The 20,425-nt window shown below is 57.6% G+C and carries 22 protein-coding genes; 7 read left to right on the forward strand and 15 right to left on the reverse strand.

Annotated elements, in window-relative coordinates:
• Positions 1 to 36 precede the first annotated feature (36 nt).
• The 7 genes from CRO62_RS06440 to CRO62_RS06475 all read right to left on the reverse strand — a co-directional run bounded on the left by CRO62_RS06440 (position 37) and on the right by CRO62_RS06475 (position 7,902).
• Positions 37 to 1,635: an MFS transporter gene (locus CRO62_RS06440; RefSeq protein WP_097099623.1), complete on the reverse strand. Its 1,599-nt coding sequence runs from the start codon at positions 1,633 to 1,635 to the stop codon at positions 37 to 39.
• Positions 1,632 to 2,075 (reverse strand): DoxX family protein, encoded by a 444-nt coding sequence (locus CRO62_RS06445; protein ID WP_097099624.1) that lies wholly within the window; start codon positions 2,073 to 2,075, stop codon positions 1,632 to 1,634. Before CRO62_RS06445 ends, CRO62_RS06440 begins: the two co-directional genes overlap by 4 nt.
• Positions 2,076 to 2,248: 173 nt before the next feature.
• The gene (locus tag CRO62_RS06450) at positions 2,249 to 4,231 is read right to left on the reverse strand and encodes an amidohydrolase (RefSeq protein WP_097099625.1); all 1,983 of its coding nucleotides are present in this window, start codon (positions 4,229 to 4,231) and stop codon (positions 2,249 to 2,251) included.
• Positions 4,231 to 4,518, reverse strand: a complete 288-nt coding sequence (locus CRO62_RS06455) for a XapX domain-containing protein (RefSeq protein ID WP_003519470.1) — start codon at positions 4,516 to 4,518, stop codon at positions 4,231 to 4,233. Before CRO62_RS06455 ends, CRO62_RS06450 begins: the two co-directional genes overlap by 1 nt.
• Positions 4,519 to 4,580: 62 nt before the next feature.
• The gene (locus CRO62_RS06460) at positions 4,581 to 5,270 is read right to left on the reverse strand and encodes a hydrolase (RefSeq protein WP_097099626.1); all 690 of its coding nucleotides are present in this window, start codon (positions 5,268 to 5,270) and stop codon (positions 4,581 to 4,583) included.
• Positions 5,271 to 5,993: 723 nt separating this feature from the next.
• Complete coding sequence (locus CRO62_RS06470) at positions 5,994 to 6,911, reverse strand: LysR family transcriptional regulator (protein ID WP_097099628.1); 918 nt, start codon at positions 6,909 to 6,911, stop codon at positions 5,994 to 5,996.
• Between the two features lie 58 nt (positions 6,912 to 6,969).
• A complete protein-coding gene (locus CRO62_RS06475; protein ID WP_097099629.1) occupies positions 6,970 to 7,902 on the reverse strand; it encodes a VOC family protein in 933 nt (310 codons plus the stop codon).
• Between the two features lie 120 nt (positions 7,903 to 8,022).
• Between CRO62_RS06475 and CRO62_RS06480 the strand changes: the two genes are divergently transcribed.
• A complete protein-coding gene (locus CRO62_RS06480) occupies positions 8,023 to 8,922 on the forward strand; it encodes a LysR family transcriptional regulator (RefSeq protein WP_097099630.1) in 900 nt (299 codons plus the stop codon).
• Here CRO62_RS06480 and CRO62_RS06485 read toward each other — a convergent pair.
• The 3 genes from CRO62_RS06485 to CRO62_RS06495 form a co-directional block, all read right to left on the reverse strand.
• Positions 8,909 to 9,619, reverse strand: coding sequence for a gamma-glutamylcyclotransferase (locus CRO62_RS06485; protein ID WP_097100407.1), 711 nt, complete (start codon positions 9,617 to 9,619; stop codon positions 8,909 to 8,911). The two genes, CRO62_RS06480 and CRO62_RS06485, sit on opposite strands and share 14 nt — an antisense overlap.
• Positions 9,620 to 9,695: 76 nt before the next feature.
• On the reverse strand, positions 9,696 to 10,676 hold the full coding sequence (locus CRO62_RS06490; protein WP_019566822.1) for an alpha/beta fold hydrolase: 981 nt from the start codon (positions 10,674 to 10,676) through the stop codon (positions 9,696 to 9,698).
• 187 nt (positions 10,677 to 10,863) lie between these two features.
• Positions 10,864 to 11,655: an alpha/beta fold hydrolase gene (locus CRO62_RS06495; RefSeq protein WP_097099631.1), complete on the reverse strand. Its 792-nt coding sequence runs from the start codon at positions 11,653 to 11,655 to the stop codon at positions 10,864 to 10,866.
• A gap of 143 nt (positions 11,656 to 11,798) precedes the next feature.
• Here CRO62_RS06495 and CRO62_RS06500 point away from each other — a divergent pair, with 143 nt between their 5' ends.
• Positions 11,799 to 12,266: a MarR family winged helix-turn-helix transcriptional regulator gene (locus CRO62_RS06500; protein WP_003519242.1), complete on the forward strand. Its 468-nt coding sequence runs from the start codon at positions 11,799 to 11,801 to the stop codon at positions 12,264 to 12,266.
• A gap of 21 nt (positions 12,267 to 12,287) precedes the next feature.
• Here the strand turns inward: CRO62_RS06500 and CRO62_RS06505 are convergent, their stop codons facing one another.
• The gene (locus CRO62_RS06505) at positions 12,288 to 13,067 is read right to left on the reverse strand and encodes an SDR family oxidoreductase (RefSeq protein WP_097099632.1); all 780 of its coding nucleotides are present in this window, start codon (positions 13,065 to 13,067) and stop codon (positions 12,288 to 12,290) included.
• The gene (locus CRO62_RS06510; RefSeq protein ID WP_097099633.1) at positions 13,064 to 13,387 is read right to left on the reverse strand and encodes a nuclear transport factor 2 family protein; all 324 of its coding nucleotides are present in this window, start codon (positions 13,385 to 13,387) and stop codon (positions 13,064 to 13,066) included. The genes CRO62_RS06505 and CRO62_RS06510 overlap by 4 nt, the downstream gene beginning before the upstream one ends.
• 47 nt (positions 13,388 to 13,434) lie before the next feature.
• On the opposite strand from CRO62_RS06510, the gene CRO62_RS06515 reads away from it, so the two are divergent.
• On the forward strand, positions 13,435 to 14,388 hold the full coding sequence (locus tag CRO62_RS06515; protein WP_097099634.1) for a LysR family transcriptional regulator: 954 nt from the start codon (positions 13,435 to 13,437) through the stop codon (positions 14,386 to 14,388).
• Positions 14,389 to 14,459: 71 nt separating this feature from the next.
• On the opposite strand, the gene CRO62_RS06520 is transcribed toward CRO62_RS06515, so the two are convergent.
• From CRO62_RS06520 to CRO62_RS06530, 3 genes are read right to left on the reverse strand one after another with little or no spacing between them, the layout of a single operon-like run.
• On the reverse strand, positions 14,460 to 15,431 hold the full coding sequence (locus CRO62_RS06520) for an alpha/beta fold hydrolase (protein ID WP_179784470.1): 972 nt from the start codon (positions 15,429 to 15,431) through the stop codon (positions 14,460 to 14,462).
• Positions 15,432 to 15,455: 24 nt separating this feature from the next.
• Positions 15,456 to 15,974 (reverse strand): Dps family protein, encoded by a 519-nt coding sequence (locus CRO62_RS06525; RefSeq protein WP_097100409.1) that lies wholly within the window; start codon positions 15,972 to 15,974, stop codon positions 15,456 to 15,458.
• 46 nt (positions 15,975 to 16,020) lie between these two features.
• Positions 16,021 to 17,040 carry a cupin domain-containing protein gene (locus CRO62_RS06530; RefSeq protein WP_097099635.1) on the reverse strand — a complete coding sequence of 340 codons (1,020 nt, stop codon included), beginning with the start codon at positions 17,038 to 17,040 and terminating at the stop codon, positions 16,021 to 16,023.
• Positions 17,041 to 17,402: 362 nt separating this feature from the next.
• Here CRO62_RS06530 and CRO62_RS06535 point away from each other — a divergent pair, with 362 nt between their 5' ends.
• From CRO62_RS06535 to CRO62_RS06550, 4 genes are all read left to right on the forward strand, one after another.
• The gene (locus CRO62_RS06535) at positions 17,403 to 18,980 is read left to right on the forward strand and encodes an ATP-binding protein (RefSeq protein ID WP_097099636.1); all 1,578 of its coding nucleotides are present in this window, start codon (positions 17,403 to 17,405) and stop codon (positions 18,978 to 18,980) included.
• A complete protein-coding gene (locus CRO62_RS06540) occupies positions 18,973 to 19,614 on the forward strand; it encodes a response regulator transcription factor (RefSeq protein WP_013762159.1) in 642 nt (213 codons plus the stop codon). Before CRO62_RS06535 ends, CRO62_RS06540 begins: the two co-directional genes overlap by 8 nt.
• A 92-nt stretch (positions 19,615 to 19,706) precedes the next feature.
• Positions 19,707 to 20,078 (forward strand): response regulator transcription factor, encoded by a 372-nt coding sequence (locus tag CRO62_RS06545; RefSeq protein WP_097099637.1) that lies wholly within the window; start codon positions 19,707 to 19,709, stop codon positions 20,076 to 20,078.
• A gap of 28 nt (positions 20,079 to 20,106) precedes the next feature.
• On the forward strand, positions 20,107 to 20,412 hold the full coding sequence (locus tag CRO62_RS06550; protein WP_097099638.1) for a UBP-type zinc finger domain-containing protein: 306 nt from the start codon (positions 20,107 to 20,109) through the stop codon (positions 20,410 to 20,412).
• Positions 20,413 to 20,425: the final 13 nt, after the last annotated feature.

Genomic DNA, 20,425 nt, shown 5'->3' on the forward strand with positions numbered 1-20,425 from the left:
AAAAGAGCGGCCAGAGCCGCCCTTTTTATGGAATGTTTACGCCGCCCCTGGCCGATTGATCGTCAGGAAGTGACGAACGACGGGTTTGTCCGGGCCAACATGGTAGGTCAGAACCTTTCCCTGCACGTCTGCATCGGCGTTTGAAACCCGCTTGTGCTGGCGGAGGTGCTCAGCCCAGGATTCCACCATGAACCACTCGACGATCTTTTCCGGATCGGCGGAATCTTCCGTCACACCCCACCCATAGGCACCATCGCGGCGGCGTTCTTGAGACAGGTGGTCGAGAGCACGCAGGAAGGCTGAACGATGCTGTTTCTCGACCTTGTACTCGATGAGGATCAGGACAGGACCACGGTCATGAGCAACAGGCTCGGCGACCAACGGTTCCGGCCAGTGGTTGGACGGCACCATGTCGGCGTCACCAGCCGGGAGCTTTACGCGGTGCATGATGAACCCCGCAACGAGCAAGCCAGCTGCACCGATAAGCAATGTCGTCTGAATTCCAACGGCTTCGCCCACAGCACCCCAGCCGAGGCTGCCCGCCGTCATGGCTCCGTTGAATACTGTCAGATAGACAGCAAGGCCACGCCCACGCACCCAGTTGGGCAGAACAGCCTGGGCTGCCCCGTTCAGGGTCGTCAGGGCGGTGATCCAAGCACCACCGAGGAACAGAAGAGCGATAATGGCGACGATCTTCGGCGGGGCGAGCGAAAGGACACCCATGACGACTGCGGTGATCACCGCTGCGCCAAGAAGCAGACCATCCGAGCTCAGGCGTTCGCGTAGCCTCGGCATGACCAATGCTCCACCGATCGCACCGGCGCCGACCGCACCAAGCAGAATACCGTAGAAGCTGGCATCACCACCCAGCAGTTGTCGGGCAACCAGCGGAAGAAGTGCCCAGACGGCACTGGCGAATGCGAAGAAGATGGCGGCACGAAGAAGGACGACATGCAGGGGGCGGCTTGAGCGAGTGTAACGTAGGCCAGCCCTGAACGCGCCGAAGAAGTTCTCTTGTAGAGCGTCGTTGGCGTTTTTGGCACGTGGCCACCACACCAGAGCCGCGATAACGAAGATGTAGCTTGCAACGTCTGCGCCATAGGTGATCCCCGCCCCGAACGCTGCCAGAAGCAAACCGCCAGCAGCTGGGCCGATGGAACGAGCGATATTGATGCCGAGGGAGTTGAGAGCGACAGCGCTCTTCACGTCCTCGCGTTTCACCAGTTCAGGAACAATCGCCTGCCAGGTCGGGCCCATCAATGCGGCACCAATGCCGCCGAGGAAGGTCAGGCCGATCAGTGCGCTCACGGAAAGCATGCCTATCTGCGAGAGGACCATCAGTGAGATACTTACGGAGGCCAGCAGGAGCTGGACCGCAATCAGGAACTTGCGGCGATCCAGAATGTCGGTGAGAACGCCTGCCGGAATGGCAAGCAGGAAGATCGGCAATGTTCCGGCCGCCTGAACCATGGCGACTGCAGCAGGCGATGCCGAGAGGTCCGTCATCAGCCATGAGCTTGCGACATCGCGCATGAAGCTTCCGGTATTGCCGAGAACCGTTGCAATCCACAGGACCGCGAAGACGGGCTGTGCGAGAGGAGCAAAAGTGCCCCCGGATGTTTTCGCGGCGCTCATTTACCCGCTCCCTTTGCAAGGTCGGCCGCTGCAACGAAGATGAATGCACCGGCCAGACCGATGTGTTCGAAGAAGGCGTTCGTTGCCATCATGCGGTCCATACCGGGCGCCATTTCCCAGAAGCGAAGAGCAATGAACGTTGCGAGAAGCGTAAAGCCTGCAAGTGCGAGTGCGCCTGCCCAGCGCAGGAAGCCCGAGACCACCATCGCAGCGGCCGTAAGCTCGAACACGATGACGATGACGGCAAAGAGAGCGGCAGGGTGCAGACCGAAATGATTCATCTCAGCAAGCGCGCCATTGAAATCGAAAATCTTGGTGAGTGGACCCTGGATGTAGGCAGCGCAGAGAGCAAGCAGCGATACAGTTCTCGTAATGGGAGAGCCGACAACACGTGCAAGTCCGCTCAAGGCCGAATTCGATATAGGGGATTGGTAGGTCATATCTTGCTCCTTTTTGGTCGCTGACGTGATCGAGCGGCCGCGTTTGATGGAGCGATATTGGCCGGTGATCGCTCTGCCAACAATTGCAGCAATAGTTTCGATTTAATTGCCAATATTGCAATTATGGGGTCGGATCGCTTGGGCGAACAGAAGTCGCCCGAGCGAGGGCACGATCAGACTGCCCAGCAAGAGCAGCCAAGAGCGCCGAAGAAACCCTTGAGGTCGGCGATCGGCAGTTTCGAGGTCCAGGCTCCCGCATGGTCGTGACCATGCACGCCGCAATCGCTGGCGCAGCCACAGGTCGAGATAGCCGTGCGCCTTAGAGAACGCGCGCCAGCACCTTCCGGCTCGCCCCATGCCGCATATCCGCCGAACTTGCGGACTGGAGACCAGTCGGGCATTGCAGGCGGCACGTCGTTCTCGTCGAGCGTTTTGAAGTCACCCGCTCCATAGACGATTTTGCCGCCAACCATGGTCAGCTCCGATACCAGGAACGAGATCTCGTCTTCGGCGCAGGAGAAGAAGTCCTTGTCGGGAACGACAAGGTCGGCGAACTGGCCTTTCTCGATACGGCCTTTCTTGCCTTCTTCATTCGAAAACCATGTGACTTTTTCAGTCCACATCCGCAGAGCCGTCTCGCGATCAAGGCAGTTGGCACGCGGATAGAGTTGCATGCCACCAACCGTCTTGCCGGTCACCATCCAGGACAGCGAGACCCAGGGGTTGTAGGAGGCGACGCGGGTCGCATCCGTGCCGGCGGAAACGTTGACGCCCTTGTCGAGCATCTTTCGGATCGGTGGGGTCGCTTCGGCAACGCCTTGGCCATATCGCTCGACAAAATATTCGCCCTGATAGGCCATCCGATGCTGGGTTGCGATGCCGCCACCAAGGGCCGCAATGCGGTCGATGGACCGGTCCGAGATGGTTTCGGCATGGTCGAAGAACCAGTTCAAACCATCAAGCGGAATGTCCTTGTTGACCTTCTCGAAGACATCAAGCGAACGGGAGATTGTCTCGTCGTACGTGGCGTGCATGCGCCATGGCCAACGGTTCTCGGCCAGAACGCGCACCACTTCTTCGAGTTCGCCTTCCATTTCCGGCGCCATTTCCGGACGCGGCTGGCGAAAGTCCTCGAAGTCAGCCGCGGAGAAAACCAGCATTTCGCCGGCACCGTTGTGACGGAAATAGTCGTTGCCCTGCTTGTATTTGACTGAAGACGTCCAGTTGAGAAAGTCTTGCTTTTCTTCCTTGGGCTTCTGGGTGAAGAGATTGTAGGCCAGACGCACCGTCATCTGGTTCTCGTCAGAGAGTTTTTGAATGACCTCGTAGTCATCAGGGTAGTTCTGGAAGCCACCGCCTGCATCAATCACACCCGTTACGCCAAGACGATTGAGCTCACGCATGAAATGGCGGGTGGAGTTGACCTGATAGTCGAGAGGCAGTTTGGGTCCCTTGGCAAGGGTGGAATAGAGAATGCCGGCATTGGGTTTGGCCAGCAATAGGCCGGTCGGATTGCCGTTGGCATCACGGGTGATCTCGCCACCGGGTGGATTGGGCGTATCGCGGGTGTAACCGACGGCGCGCAGTGCAGCTCCGTTCAAGAGCGCGCGGTCATAGAGGTGCAGCAGAAATACTGGGGTATCTGGCGCGACCGCGTTGATCTCCTCGATCGTCGGCAGACGCTTCTCCGCAAACTGGTGTTCGGTGAACCCGCCGACAACACGCACCCATTGCGGGGCTGGCGTTATCGCCACCTGGCGCTTGAGCATGTCCATTGCATCTGCCAGCGAGCGCACGCCGTCCCAGCGCAATTCCATATTGTAGTTTAGCCCGCCACGCACAACGTGGGTATGGTTATCGATGAGGCCGGGCAGGACGCGCTTGCCCTTGAGATCGACGATCCTGGTGTTGGAACCAGCAAGGGACATGACCTCGCTGTCTGAACCGACTTCAAGAAACAGTCCATCCTTGATGGCGACCGCGGTCGCGTTTGGATTGGTGCGGTCAAGGGTCGTGAAACGACCGTTATGGAGGATCAGGTCTGGGTGCATGGTATCTATTCCGGTCTGGTTGGGATCGGCGGCATTGGCCTTTGAGAAGAGGTTCGAAAACGCCAGGCTCGAGGCCGCTCCAAGGAAGGTTCGGCGCGTCGTCATCAGCTCCGCTCCTCCAAATTGGTTTGCGAACGATGGGCAATCTCCGGAGAATTTCCGCCCTTCGGCATGTGACCGAACATGTGCGGCTTCACCTGCTGGAGCCAGGAAACCGCTGCCGGCTCCTTGCTCCAGAGCGATTTGGCGAGCGGGATGATCTGCTCACCGACGAGAATGCCGAGCAGGCCGACAAGCGCGATGACGGGCGGAGCAGGCGAACGCACGTTGAGCAGGCTGTAGACGATGCCGACCAGCAAACCCGCGCCAAGAGACAGAAGATAGATTTTCATGAGAGTCATCCTCGTTAAAACGGACAACCGCTCCGATGCGTCACCGGAGCGGTTGATCTGGCTTACTTCGCGGGGTTCGGGCCGATGCGCTTGCCATGGCTGACGCGTTCGGCACCGCCGTGGACGTGAGTGACCGCGTAATCGATGCCCATGCCGTAAGCGCCGGAATGCTCCTTCACCAGTGTGGTGACCGCATCGTAGGTTTCCTTGCGAGCCCAGTCGCGCTGCCATTCGAGCAAGACCTGCTGCCAGGTGACGGGTATGACGCCAGCCTGCACCATGCGGTCCATTGCATATTTGTGCGCATCGGAAGAGGTGCCGCCGGAAGCGTCGGCGACCATGTAGATTTCGTACTCCGGAACGTCATGCAAAGCAGAGAGTGCAAAGGTCGTGTTGCAGACTTCGGTCCACAGACCGGAGACGACAATCTTCTTGCGGCCGTTGGCAGCATTCTTCGCCAGCGCATCGCGTACGTTCTGATCATCCCAGGAGTTCATTGAGGTGCGTTCAAGGATGTCATTCTGCGGATAGACGGCCAAAAGTTCGGGGAAGGTGTTGCCGGAGAAGCTCTCGGTCTCAACCGTGGTAATCGTGGTTGGCACGTTGAAAACCTTGGCAGCCTTAGCCAAGCCAACAACGTTGTTCTTCAGGGTCTGGCGGTCGATCGACTGAACGCCGAATGCCATCTGCGGCTGCTGATCGATGAAAATGAGCTGGCTGTTGGCGGGGGTCAGAACTTCAAGCTTGGACATGTCAATTCCTCTTCGGTTGTTTTGGACCGCAAATGCGGCCGGTTATGAAATGAACAGGACCTTTCGGATGGATGCCGTGCCCTGGCACACGGCTTCCAAGACCGTTGGGAGGTTGAAACCGATGCTTTCGTTTGCTTGCTGCCTCGGCTGCTGAAAGGAAAGGTAGCGCGACTTGCGACCTCGCAGAATTGCAATATTAATTGCGAATGAATTGCTTTTATCGCAATAATAATCTCTCGATCCGGCTGAGCGGCGGACTTCGCACGGGGCTGCGATACGCGGCCACTCGTTCCGAAAATTTCTGAAGGAAATTTCGTGCACAGAGTCGGCCTTGAAGACCTCTGCAGTGTTCCTGGTTTCGCTGTTCGGTGGGGAGCGATTTGTTTGAATTTTCTCTGCGCGGCACTGCCAGTGAACAACAGTTGCGCGGTGCGTGAGCCGCGTAATGCTTGGCAGTCTGCCGTTGAGTATTGACGCGACAAGATGGCGGGTCACCCTTGGCATTGACGCCCCATATCGCGATCACGTCGCCTTATACTTGATCTGAACAACCGTTATTCCAAATTGCAGGTGGGTTCGTACGACCAAGGAGCCAAGCCTGTCACAGCATACTCCCAAACGGGATAGAGCCACGGGCTCACATCAGCCGTGGGATATCGTCAAAGGAGAACGTGGAGAAGCCCGCCGTTGTGGAGTAACTATCCATGGATATGGATAAAGCTATCAGGACGTGGCGGTACCCTCGTCGTAGGCAGAAAACACGCCCGCGACCCAGTCTGCAAATACCCGATACTTCACGCTTGGAAACCGGCCCGCTGGCCTAACTATGTGAACAGGATAACGTGGTGGCGCCCAATCTTGCAGGATGGGGACCAGTGCGCCGCGAGCGATATGGGCGCGCGCCAAGAATTCAAATGTCTGTCCAATACCCAGCCCCGCTAATATTCCATGCAAATGCGCAGTCGCATCACTGGTGGATAGCTTGATGGGGCTGTAGATTTCTATTTTCTCGTCACCATTCATCAATCGCACTGGTGCGGCCTTCAGGCTACGTGCGAAAAAGTACTGAACGAAAACATGATCACGCTGCAGATCCGATGGCGAAGCTGGCACGCCGTATTTTTCGAGGTACGCAGGGGTGGCGCAGGTGACTATCTCCACGCTGCATAGTTTCTTCGCAACAAGAGATGCGCTGGGCAGATCTCCGGCACGAATGACGCAATCTATTCCCTCTTCAACGATGTCGGCCTGACGTTCTGTCACACCAAGGTGCAACTCGATCTCTGGATATAGCGCGTAAAACTCTGGCAACCGAGGGATCAGAATCGTATTGGCGAAGGTCCCTCCTACGTCAACACGAAGTTTTCCCCTGGTGGCAAGGCGCCCGCGGGTCGCCTCGTTGTTCATTTCATCGAAATCGGCGATCAGGCGGAGGGCGCGCTCGTAATAAGCAACGCCCTCGGGTGTTACCGTGAGTGAACGTGTCGTTCGTTCCAGCAATTTGAGGCTCAAGCTTGCCTCAAGATCCTGAACAAGCTTGCTCACGGTGGAGCGTGGCGCACCCATCGTGCCGGCAGCCTTTGCAAAGGATCCGGCCTCGACGACGCGAACAAAGGCTCTGATTGCTCCCAATTGATCCATTGGCATTTCTCCATAGAGGCCCGATCAGTTGCCACCGACACCAGTGAGCGGGGGGGTGTTAGGCAGTCAGCGGCTCGAGATTTGCCTGAATCTGGTCACGGAACGCTTCATACCGGCTCGGCAGCTTAAGCGCCTCGCCCAGATGTGCCGTGTCCTCGTCCCGGTCAAACCCCGGCTCGTTCGTGGCAATCTCGAACAACACGCCGCCTGGTGTGCGGAAGTAGATTGCCCAGAAATAATCGCGGTCAATGACGGGCGTAACCTGATAACCGGTGTCCATCAGTGCCTTGCGAACTTCGAGTTGCTTTTCGCGGTTTTCGACGGCAAAGGCGATATGGTGAACCGAACCGGCGCCCTGACGGGCAAACGACGTTTTCGGCAGTGCTGCGACATCAATCGTATCGGCGCCGTTTCCATTGGGAATGATAAAGCGGGTCACGTCACCTTCCTTCTCGGCGCGTTGATACCCCATGAAACCAAGAAGCTCTTCTGTCGCGGCAGTATCGTGCAGGCTGAACCGGGCGCCGGCAAAACCGCGGATAGCTGCATCGCCCGGAATGCCGTCTGCCAGCCACGGCGCGCGGTTGTCATCGGCAGCTTCAATCAGCGCCAGACTGTCGCCGTCCGGACCCATGAATTGAAGTCTGTTGGCGCCAAAGACGGTGTCAGTTTTCAAGCCATCGACACCGTGCGCGGTAAACCGATCCTGCCAGAATTTCAATGCGCCCTTTGGCACGGAGAACTGGGTTTCCCCGACCTCACCAACACCGGGACGACCCAGCATCATGTTCGGGAACGGGAAGTAGGTCATGACGGTGCCTGCGGAGCCGTTCTCGTCACCATAATAAAGGTGGTAGACGTTCGGGTCGTCGAAGTTAACGGTCTGCTTGACGCGACGCAGGCCCAGTGTGTCGGTGAAGAAGCGATTGTTCTGACGCGCATCCGAAGCCATTGAGGTTACGTGATGCAGTCCCTTGATATCCTTGATCATGTCCTTGCCTTTCAATGTCGCCGTTAGTGTTTGGCTGTTGACGAATATCTAGGCCGATTGATCACGCCAGAGAATTGCAATATTCATTTCGACTGCGTTGCTCTTTTTGAAACAATCCCAATGAACGATTACAAAGCTCTGCGAACCTTCCTCCTTGCGGCCGAAAAGCGAAATTTCGCCCAGGTTGCCCGCGAACTCGACATGACGCCGGCTGCAGTCACAAGGGCTATTGCGGCACTTGAAGCCGAACTCGGCGTTCAGCTGTTTGTCCGTACGACCCGGCAAGTCTCGCTGACAACAGACGGTGCGATATTCGCCGCCCAGATTCAGCCCGCGGTGAAGACGCTTGAAGAAGCGCGCCGCGACGTGATGAACGCTCACAAAGCCGACGAAGGGCGTCTCAGGATCAGTGCGCCGACGTGGTTTGGCAAGGCGGTGCTCCCACCGATCCTCTCCGGCTTCAAAGAGCGGTACCCGAAGATGGGCTTCGAGATATCACTGTCCGACGGACTGGTGAATATCGTTGATGATGACTACGATCTGGCGATCCGCATCTCGTCTCAGCCATCGGACAAGTTCACGATATGGAGGAAAATCCGCGTCGTGCCGCGCATTCTGGTTGCGGCACCGGGAAGCCGGTTTGTCGAGATGCAGCATCCGAACGAGCTGACGCCAGACGATTGCCTCGCCTATAGCGGCGAAAGCCGGCGAGAGAACTGGGTGCTCTCGGACGGTGGCTCGAGCATGACGATATCGGCAGGGCGCGCCTTCAGCGCCAATAGTGGCGAGGTTCTGGCCGACATGGCCGCGGATGGAGCAGGCGTTGCCATGCTGCCGAACTTTCATGTCTCGGAACACCTCAAGAGTGGGCGCCTCGTGCACGTCTTCAAGGGCTGGGCCCCACCCGATCTGTGGTTGACCCTCTACTACCCGCCCTATCAGGCTCTGCCTCCCCGCATTGCATCCTTCTCCAAATTCTTCGAGGAGCAGGTTGCGGCGCAGATGGTCATGCTTGATTGATATCCCGGACTGTCCCGCCACAGCGTCCTTGCTGTGCGGAGATCTCGGCCGCGACCCGCGCCTGTAACTGCCAGAGGTTTCGATCGCGAATGCCTTCTGCCTGAAGATCGACGATCGTGTTGTGCAGATACTGGGCGCAGGAACCGCCCTCTCCGCAGGCGCTGGCGATCAGTTTTGCGGTCGTTTCCACCGGTAGCGGCGCCGTCAGACCCGCGCGCTTTGTGCTCGCCCAGAATGTCAGAGCCTTCTGGATGCCGTCAGGCGTTTTGACCTTTACCCAGCGCACCATGTCGATGACTTCCCGATACCTGATTTCGCGGGCGACGAGAGCTCGAAGGTCATCACGCCGCCGCTCGGACGAGAGTTGTAGGATGACACCGTCGCACTGTCCACCACGCTCAAGCGCCATCATCAGACCTGGCTGTGCGCTCGTTGCCCGCCAGCGCTCGATTTTCAGGGAAAACGAACGATGCCAGCCATGGGCGGTGGCACGTCGCCTGCCGGCTGGTTTGAACTCAGGATTCCAGATCAGGGAACCGTATGCAAACACCCAGATTGGATCGCTATCGGCTTCACGCTCGATAGCGGCAACCAGAGCGTGAAGTTCTGTTTCAGATAACGGCGTCCAGCCCGGCTCCGGGCCGTCGTCACGCACGTCTCTGATGGTCAGGGCTACAAGCTCGGGCGTTAACTGCATCATCGTCTCGATCGGTGGTGCGGCAAGGATTGGCATCGGTGGCCGTGGCAGGTTCCGCCACGGCCACCTCTTCTCGTCAGGATCGAATGAATGCCAGAAGATCGGCGTTCAGGACATCGGCATTCACGGTCAGCATGCCATGCGAGAAGCCGGGATAGGTCTTCAGCGAACCATTCTTCAGCAGCTTGGCGGACTTCAGTGCAGAATCCGCGATTGGAACGATCTGATCGTCTTCGCCGTGGAGAACGAGCGTCGGCACCGTGATTGCCTTCAGATCTTCCGTCTGGTCGGTTTCGGAGAAGGCCTTGATGCCATCATAGTGCGCCTTTGCACCGCCCATCATGCCCTGGCGCCACCAATTCTGGATTACGCCTTCCTGAACCTTGGCGCCATCGCGGTTAAAACCGTAGAACGGGCCGGCCGGGACATCGCGGAAGAACTGCGCGCGATTGGCCGCCAGCGCCGAACGGAAGCCGTCGAACACTTCGATCGGCAGGCCTTCGGGATTGGCTGCGGTCTTCAGCATCAGCGGTGGGACTGCCGATACCAGAACGGCCTTGGCGACACGACCGGCCGGCTGACCAAACTTCGCCACATAGCGCGCCACTTCGCCACCGCCGGTGGAATGGCCGATATGCACGGCATTTTTCAGATCCAGCGCTTCGACGACAGCGAAAGCGTCGGCGGCATAGTGGTCCATATCATGCCCTTCGGAAACCTGGGCAGAGCGTCCGTGGCCACGGCGATCATGGGCAACGACCCGGTAACCGTTGGCGAGGAAGAACAGCATCTGGGCATCCCAGTCGTCAGACGATAACGGCCAGCCGTGATGAAATACGATGGGCTGAGCATCCTTGGAGCCCCAATCCTTGTAGAATATTTCGACTCCGTCCTTGGTGGTGATAGTACCCATGGTCTTGTTTCCTTCGATTGATGTGTTGGTGGGGGCAGCGTTTGCTGCGAAGGTGAATACGGGTGAAATGGCCATCGCCGCTGCGGCTGCACCAACTGAAAGCAGTGCGCCACGGCGCGTTATGGAAAAGTCGTTCTGGGTCATCTCACGTCCTGCAAATGTATGGTTTCGTGTTTCAGGCGACGCCGTTGCTCGTCTGATGCGTGGATATTGCTACCAAGTCGCGGGCACAACAATTGAACTAATAATTCATAGTTTGTTGTGAAATTCGAAATAATACGTTCCGGTCGTTATCGGGACAGTGCGGATTGTCCCGATAACGCGGAATCTATCATTTCTGCTTTGCCGAGACGGCCTTGGCGGCAGCATCGATGGTATCAGCGACGACCGTCGGCTGCGTCATGAACAGGGCGTGGCTTGCTGAGACCTTGGTGATCTTGGCCTTGATGCGTTCGGCCATATGGATCAGCATTGCCTGGTCGAATGCCTTGTCCTCGGTAGCGATCACAGCCCAGCTGGGCTTGGTGCGCCAGGCAGCATGTTCGAGCTTCGTGCCGAACGCCGACATGTTGATCGGGACCTGCGCGTCCCTCATGAACGCAACATCGGCATCGCTAACGTCATGAGCAAAACCAGCCTTGAACTTTGCCGGGCTGACATATCCAAAACCATCCTTCGTGGTTTCGATGACGAATTCCGATGCGGGAGCAAACCCCTGATATTGCTGGGCCGTCGTTTCGCCGGCATCTGGTGAGAGCGCAGAGACATAGACGAGGCCTGCAACCTTTTCATCAACGCCCGCTTCTGTAATGACCGTGCCGCCCCAGGAATGTCCGACCAGAATGACCGGACCATCCTGCCGCTCGAGAGCACGCTTTGTGGCGGCGACGTCGTCTGCCAGAGAAGTCAGGGGATTCTGGACGATGGTCACGCGGTAACCACGCTTTGTGAGATTGTCGTAGACACCCTTCCAGCCAGAGCCGTCAGCGAAAGCGCCATGGACGAGCACGACGTTTTTTACGGACTGGTTCTGGGAAATGGTGTCGGCAGCGTTTGCCGGCAGTGCGGCAGACAATGCGGCGGCGGCAATTGCAGAAAGGGCGGTTGCGGAGTTGCGTGTCATGGCTTCTTCCTTTTTGTTTTGCGATAACTGTTATCGCGATATACATAAGCTGACAGATGCCGATGCTTCCGTCAAGATAATTCTTATCGCGATATTTATTTTTGCCGTATGATTGACTATATGTATGTGTGAAGGAGCCTAGAATGACCATACGTCACAACAATCCACCGCCCTTGCACGACCAGCTGTGCTACGCAATTTATACTGCCGGCATTGCCATCCAGCGCGCTTACAAGCCCCTTCTGGATGAGTTGGGGCTGACGTACCCGCAATATCTCGTGCTAAACGTGCTTTGGAGCGGAGATGAGCAAACCGTTGGCGCCATTGCAAACGCCCTCGCATTGGAATCGAGCACACTCACGCCGCTCTTGAAGCGCCTTGAGACAGCCGGCTTATTGCGCAGGACCAGAAACCTCAGCAATGAGCGGCAGGTGGTGATCGCGTTGACCGAGGAAGGCCGCGCATTGCAGCACAGAGCGGGCTGCCTCAGCGACACCTTGCTTGCAGCTTCAATGCAAACTCCAAAGGAGCTGGCCGATTTGAACCACGACGTCCGTCATCTCCGCGACGCGATCTATTCACAGATCGGCGGGTGGGACGCGCCCGCCTGATCTGCAGGCGCATCTTGGAACCTACGCTGTCGGCACCGTCCCCCCATCAATTGTGTATTCGGTACCAGTAATCGAGGCCGCGCGGTCAGAAGCAAGGAAGGCGATCAGGTTTGCGACCTCTTCCGGTTTTGCCGGGCGGCCGAGCGGAATGCCGCCCAGTCCATCCATGATGATCTTCTTGCCACCCTCAAGGTCAGTTCCGGCCTGCTTCGCCAGGCGCTCTGCAAGGTGGACGGAGGCTTCCGTTTCGATCCAGCCCGGCGAAACCCGAACGACGCGCACACCTTTGGGCGACACTTCCTTCGACATCGCCTTGCTATAGGTCGAAAGTGCCGCTTTTGCTGCGGCATAGGCTGTAGTCGATTCCGGAAGTGGCAGGACTCTCTGGATGGATGTCACATGCACGACGACGCCGCTTCCCCGGGCGACCATATCCGGGACCAGTTGCCGATCCAGCCGGACAGCCGGATAAAGGTTCAGCGACATTTCCTTGTGCCAGTCATCCTCCAACAGGGCAGAAAAGCCGCCCCCCGATGCTGAGGAGCCACCCAGCATATGGACGATGACATCGACGCCGCCAAGGCGCCGCCGCGTGGCCTCTGCGACGATTTCACATCCCTCTTCGGTGCTAAGGTCCGCATCGACGAACAATTCTTCCGGCATGTTTTCCGGACGGGCACGCGCTGTCGTCAGCACCTTTGCGCCAAGTTCGCGAAACAGGCTGACGGTCGCAGCGCCAGCACCTTTGGTTCCAGCCGTAATGAGTGCGCGTTTGCCTTTCAGATTGAGAAAGTCGGTCATGACCGGATCTCCAGCCTGACGATCCTGTCATCCTTGATCGTGAAGGCATGGGTTAGCATCACCGGACTACCGGGAAACTGGCCACTCACCCTCGCCCGCACGAGTGCCTTGTCACCGTCAACCGTGGTTTCCACAGGTTCGGCGACGTATTGAGCCGACCTCTTGGCGGCCACCCACCATTGACGGATGGCGGCAGCGCCCTGATAGCGGGCATTCTCGTCCTCGACCACCGCATCGACATCAAGCGTTTGCAACAGCCCGTCGGCATCGTTGCGGGTGTCGGCATCAAAATACATATTCACAACTTGGGGCATATCCATCTTATTTCTCCTTGTGAGGTGCCCCTAAGTTAGTGCTCTACCATTGCATGGATAAGTGGGATAAATATGCATGTGATGTTGAACAGATCGGGATAATGGAACAGTTGAACCTCAGGGAACTCGAAGCAGTCATCGCGATCGCCAGGCGCGGGACGTTTCGTGCAGCGGCTATCGATCTCGGTATGTCCACAACTGCGCTCAGCCACACCATCGGCAGGCTTGAGGCGGGGCTCGGCGTACGATTGTTCAATCGCACCACGCGCAGCGTCTCGCTGACAGATGCCGGCAGGCTCTTTGTACAGCAGGTTGCGCCTTCGCTTCAGGACCTTCATGCCGCTCTGGAAACGGTGCGCTCTCAACGCGAGACACCGTCTGGAACGATACGCATCAATGCGGCACCGTTTGCAGCACGCGCCATCATCTCACCGCTCGTGCTTGAGTTCCTGCGTCGCTATCCCGAGATGAATGTCGATCTGGTCACGGAAGGAAAAATGGTTGATATCGTCAATGACGGTTTTGATCTGGGCGTAAGGGTGGCAGGTCTCGTTCCCAGCGACATGATTGCCGTTTCGCTCGGCCGGCCACAGCGACACGCTGTTGTCGGTTCTCCGGACTATTTCGCACAACATCCTAAACCCGTGGGTCCTCCGGATCTTCTCAATCACAGATGCATTCGCGTTCGCTTGCCGGACGGCTCACTGTTTCGATGGCGGTTTGAAAAAGACGACGAGCCGGTGCAAATCGATGTGCGAGGCCCGATCACACTTGATGAAGCGGGCCTTGTGAGGACTTCGGTGCTGGAAGGTACCGGCCTGGGCTATACCATGGAAGAGGAAGTGCTTTCCGAGATCAGGGCCGGGCGGCTTGTCCGGGTGCTGGAGGACTGGACACCACCCTATCCAGGGCTCTGCCTGTACTATCCCGGGCGCCGCAATCTGTCGGCTGGAGTGAAAGCGTTTCTTGATCTGGCCCGCGAGCTTTCGCGACGAGCGGCTGACTAACCCGCTGACCTCGCATTTGTAGTGGCGGCCCTTTGGGGAGCCGCCACACACGTCTTGGGATAGGGAAACAATCAAGCCTTAATGAAGGCCAACAGGTCTGGATTGATCACGTCGGCATGCGTGGTCAGCATCCCGTGCGGGAAGCCCTTGTAGATCTTCATCGTGCTGTTCCTGATCAGCTTGACCTGAAGCTCTACGGCGGCCTTGTAGGGAACGACCTGGTCGTCATCACCCTGGGTCACCAGCGTGGGAACGGTAATCGCCTTCAAGTCTTCGGTCTGATCTGTCTCCGAAAACGCCTTGATACCTTCATAGTGCGCCACGGCGCTGCCCATCATCCCCTGGCGCCACCAATTGTCGATCACACCCTGCGAAACTTTCGCATCCGGCCGGTTGAAACCATAAAATGGGCCGGACGCAACATCCAGGAAGAACTGCGCGCGATTGGCTGCCAGGGCGCTACGGAACCCATCGAAGACTTCCATCGGCGTGCCGTCAGGATTGGCTGCGGTTTTCAGCATCAGCGGCGGAACGGCACTGACGAGGATAGCCTTTGCCACGCGTCCCTGTGGCTGACCATGCCGTGCGACGTACCGAGCGACTTCGCCGCCGCCTGTGGAGTGGCCGATATGAACGGCATTGCGCAGGTCAAGATATTCGGCGACGGCGGAGGCATCGGCAGCGTAATGATCCATGTCGTGACCATTGCTCACCTGGCTGGAGCGTCCATGGCCGCGGCGGTCGTGGGCCACAACACGATAGCCCTTGCTGAGGAAGAACAGCATCTGGGCATCCCAGTCGTCTGACGACAGCGGCCAGCCATGGTGGAAGACGATCGGCTGTGCATCCTTCGGACCCCAGTCCTTGAAGAAGATCTCTACGCCGTCTTTGGTGGTGACGAAATTCGTGGTCATCGATGCAATTCCTTCTGGGTTACGGGAAATTTTCTTTTCGGAAGCCATCGCCGGTATGGCCAAGGCCAGAGAAACCGTGGTGCCGGCCAACAGGACCTGCCGACGGGACAGTGAAAGTTCGTTGATCATGGGCCTCGCCGAAATTTCGCGCGCTCATTCGGCGCCGCGGGTGCTTTCGAACAGGAACCAGGCACGGCGCTCTGCCTCATCCACCCAGTTTTCGATCAGGCTGGCGGTTGCGATGTCGCCATGGTCTTCACAAAGATTGTGTGTCGCCTTCATCAGCGAGACGAGTGTGAGGTTATCGTCGCGAAGCTCGGCCAGCATATCCGCCGGGGTCACGAAATCGGCGTCGTTGTCGAGAAGCCGCTGCAACCTGGAAATATGGCTGATCGAACGAAGTGTGGTGCCGCCGATCTTGCGGGCTCGCTCGGCAATGTCGTCCGTCATGGCGAAGATCTGCTCGGCCTGCTCGTCCAGCATCAGGTGGTAATCGCGGAAATGCGGACCGCTCATATGCCAGTGAAAATTCTTCGTCTTGAGATAAAGCGCGAAGACATCGGCCAGCAGCGCCGTCAACGCGCCGGAAATATCGGCGGTTGCGTTCGTGCCAAGGGCAGTCGGTGTTGCAAGAGGCGACTTGCGATGTTTTTCAGCGAGGGTGCGGTTCATGGTAATCTCCATTGGGTTTGGGTTTGGGTTTCAGGGTTTCAGGGATTCAGAGCCGTGCAACGATCAGCGGATCGTCGATATCGACAGGAAGAGGCAGGAGGGCTTGCTCGGAAAGGCCCAACTGGCTAGCGATCACATTGCGTGAATAACCGGCCGCCGCTGCTCGGTAACCGATATCTTGTGGCGCGCTGTGACTGAAGAAAATCAGGATATGCAGCGTGCCACTGCCGGTGTTTTCGATGTGATGCGGGTAAGCCGGCGGCACGAAATAGGCGTCGCCCGGATGGATCGAATAGGTGTCAGCGCTTCCATCGGGATCGAGGACTGTCATCTGACCGGTCCCTTCGAGCACATAGCCCATTTCGGCGGTCTCGGGGTGCCAGTGCGGTTCGCGCAGGCCAATCTCGCTGATGCGGACAGAAAACATCGAAAGACCATCGAGAACAGACCAAGCCGGAGCCTGCGCGGTCCTGGCAGAGCCCGCCGGCGACGATACGTGCGGCGCTGACTCCTCGACACGGAATTTGAGCCTGTTTGGATGAAGCGCCTGCTTTTCAATGGCTGGCTGGGCCTGCAGGTCGAATATCTCTGTGTTCGCGTTCAGCCTGCCAAAACTCGGCGGCTTTTGCGGTTGCCACTCGAATGTGCTCAGCAGCACGGCGTCGCACATCACGTCGAAGGCGCCAGACAGGCTGAAATCTTCCGGATCCTCGTTCGAAAAGGCAAGGATGAACTCCGCCTCCGTCTCACCGGTATTTTCAATCGCGTGAACCGTGCCTGACGGAACGAAGAACATTTCGCCAATGCCGATAAGAAAGACGTCGCGGCTGCCATGATTGCCGACGACAGTCACCAGTGCCTGTCCGCGGACACAGTAGCCCAGTTCATTGGCATTCGCATGCCAGTGAGGCTCCCTGATCGCGTGTGCCGTGAGCACCAGCCTGCGTATTGAAAGGCCTTTGAGGATTGGCAGTTGATCGCGACCAAGGCGCATGATCGATCCCGCCGGGCTTTCGAAGGCTGCAGGCCGGTCCTTGAGAGAAAGAACATGTTTTGAAATCTGCATCTTCAGCTCCTGCCCACATCGTTTGTTTGACGAGATGGTTGTAGGCGAGGATCTGGTTGCGCGGTATCCAATGCTTGGTTAGTCGGACTGACACCTAAGTATAGTGTCTAGCCTACCGAACCAAGGCTACAAATTCAGGCCCTCCACTGAAGAGATGCTGGATGCCAATGCACCCTGAATTTTCAAGCGCGCCCTTTCACATGGATGTCGCGATCCATCTGAGGCCATCCCAATCCTGGAATGGCCTTTCTTTTTTGCGCGGTTATGAGATTGAGTTTGCATAGGAATATTGGAATTGCCATTTGCGTTTTGGCAGCAGGGATGGCTTGATAATGCGGTCGATCTCAACGTGGGAAATCTCCTTGCATTCGCTGATCCTGGTAAACCCGGAAAGACGGCTGCCGGCGCGCTTTGAACTTGGCGTGCTCGTCTGCGCATTTTTGCTCGCAGCGCTGATCTTCTATCTCGATACCTATACCGACATTCACAGCGCGCTTGCCACGCTCTATGTCATCACCTTGCTTCTGTCGGCAGAAACCCTGACAGAAAAAGGAACGATGCTGGTGACCGGTATCTGTATCAGTCTGGCGGCAGTCTCCTATTTTGCAGCCCATGGGCTTCAAACCGACCTCGCCGCAACCCTACGCCTGGCGGTCGCGGTTGCTGCAATGTTGATCACCTGCGCCTTGATAATCCGCAATCAGCGCGCGCGCCTCAATCTTGTGAAATTCAACACCGCCCTGCAGAGCAGCGAAGAGCGCTACCGTACGATTTTCGAGCAAAGCCGCGTTGCACTTTGGGAGCGCGACTATTCGCAGGTCCGCGCCATGCTGATGGCGTTGAAAGCAGATGGTGTCAAAGACCTTGGTGCTCACGCACGGGAGAACCCGGATTTTCTGGAACAATGCATCGTCAGCGTGCCTACCGTTGCCGCCAACGCGGCGGCACTTGAATTGCTGGGCCATGTGGGAAACAACAATCCCGGCTCCATGCGCCGCTATATTGCCCAGGACGACGCCACTTTTCTTGATCTCATCGCCGCAATTTTCAACAACGAGACGCATTTCGAAGGCAAGGGCAGCATCATTACCAGCGATGGCACCAGCAAGTTTGTGCTGCTGACCGTTGGCTTTCCTGAAGATCCTGCCAATTTCAACCGTGTCATTGTCGGTATGTTCGACATTACGGAGCGGGAACTCGCCCAGAAAGCGCTGTTCGAGGCCCAGGCGGAATTGGCATTGGCGTCGCGCGCGGCAACCGTCGGCGCGTTATCGGCTTCGCTCGCGCACGAACTCAATCAGCCGCTCGGCGCCTTGGTGGTCAACGCCCAGACCCTGCAGCGCTGGCTGGATCGCGACCCGCCGGATTTGGCAGCCGTTTCCCGCTCAGCTGAGCGCATCGCTCGTGACAGCCAGCGCGCCAGCGACATCATCCAGAGCGCACGATCAATGCTTGGTAACCGCCCGCCCGATATCGAGCCGGTTTCGCTGGCCGATCTCGTCACGGAGACACGCGCGCTGATGGAGAGCGAGCTGGTCAGAAACGGGGTCATTGTTGAAATAGCTTCAGCAAGCGATGTGCCCACCGTCAACGCTGTGCGGATAGAGCTGCAGCAAGTCTTGATCAACCTGATCACCAATTCCCTTCACGCCATGGCCGAAACCCCGGAAGCAATGCGGCGGATATCGGTGACGATCGAGCCTGTGGATGGTCAAAGCGTGGTCATCAAGGTTCTAGACACAGGTCCCGGGCTCAGTCCGGACGTTCTCAAAAACCTGTTCAAACCATTCTGCACGACCAAACCGACCGGGCTTGGCATGGGCCTTGCCATCTGCCGCAGCATGCTCGAAGCCCGCGGCGGCACGCTGTCTGCCGGCAATCACACCGATGGTGGCGCATTGTTCGAAATGATCGTACCGATGGAGGCAACCCATGAATGATGCGAGAAAGTCCGCCAAACCGCCGAACGGCGATACGCCGGTTGTCTACGTCGTCGATGACGACACTGCGATACGCGAGGCTTTGGTCGATCTGTTCCTGTCAATTCGAACAGAAGCAAAATCCTTTGAAAGCGCCCAGGACCTGCTCGAAAATGCCGATCTGGACCGACCTGGCTGCATTCTTCTCGACGTTCGCCTGCCCGGTGCGAACGGCCTTGATTTTCAGCTCCACCTGGAAAAACTCGGCAACCGAATGCCGATCATCTTCATGACCGGTCACGGTGATATACCAATGACAGTCCGTGCCATGAAAGCAGGCGCCATCGACTTCCTGACCAAACCTTTTCGGGACCAGGACATCCTAGACGCCGTCTCGGTCGCTTTTCAGAAAGATCGGGAAATGCGCCAGCAATCTGCTGCAAATGGCGCCGTCGTGGAGCTGGCCAAGACATTGACCCGCCGCGAGCATGAGGTCATGACAGCTGTCGTGCAAGGCCTGATGAACAAGCAGATTGCGTTCAACCTCGGGATCAGCGAGATCACGGTCAAGCTGCATCGCGGCAATGTCATGCGCAAAATGGAGGCGCGCTCCGTAGCCGAACTGGTGCGCAAGGCGGAACTGCTGGGCCTTTGAGGCCAAAACCTAGACCCTTGTATGGTGCAATGTTGTGTCTCGATGGCGCATATAGAAGCCAGTTGATTTTTAAGAGGCAAGGCCCAATCAAATTGTCCAAAACACCTGTCATAGCCATCGTTGACGACGATCGGTCGATCCGCGAAGCCCTTGACGATCTCGTTTTGTCCTGCGGTTACGAGAGCCGGCTGTTTTCGTCTGCGGAAGACTTTCTGGCCTACGGCGATCGCGTTGCGATCGACTGCATGCTGGTCGACGTTAAAATGCCAGGCTTAAGCGGCATCCAGATGCAGGACGTGTTAAACTCGCGTGGTGATCAAAAGCCGCCGATGATCTTCATGACATCCTATTGCGACGAGCGAACGAGAGCAGCGGCAATGGATGGCGGTGCATTCGCATTCCTTGGGAAGCCGGTCGATTTCAACCAGCTTGTACTGTGTCTTGAAGAAGCACTGAAGCACTGAAATTTCCAACACGTTCAGGAGGGGAACCATGTCTGACCAATGCTCGCACCTGCCGACGATCCGATCGGTCAAGCCCATGACGCTTGGTTGCGAGGAATGTCTCGAAACTGGCCAGATATGGCTTCATTTGAGGCTCTGCCGCGAATGTGGTCATGTCGGCTGCTGCGATCAGTCCCCCGGCCGCCACGCGACCGCGCATTTCCACGCCACCCGCCACCCCATCATCGAGGGCTATGACCCGCCGGAAGGCTGGGGCTGGTGTTATGTGGACGAAACCATGGTGGACCTGCCTGATCAGACACCGCAACGCGGGCCGATACCGCGATATTACTGAAACTTCGCCGAAA

This window comes from Rhizobium sp. AN6A (assembly GCF_900215635.1).
In the GTDB taxonomy this organism is placed as follows: domain Bacteria; phylum Pseudomonadota; class Alphaproteobacteria; order Rhizobiales; family Rhizobiaceae; genus Agrobacterium; species Agrobacterium tumefaciens.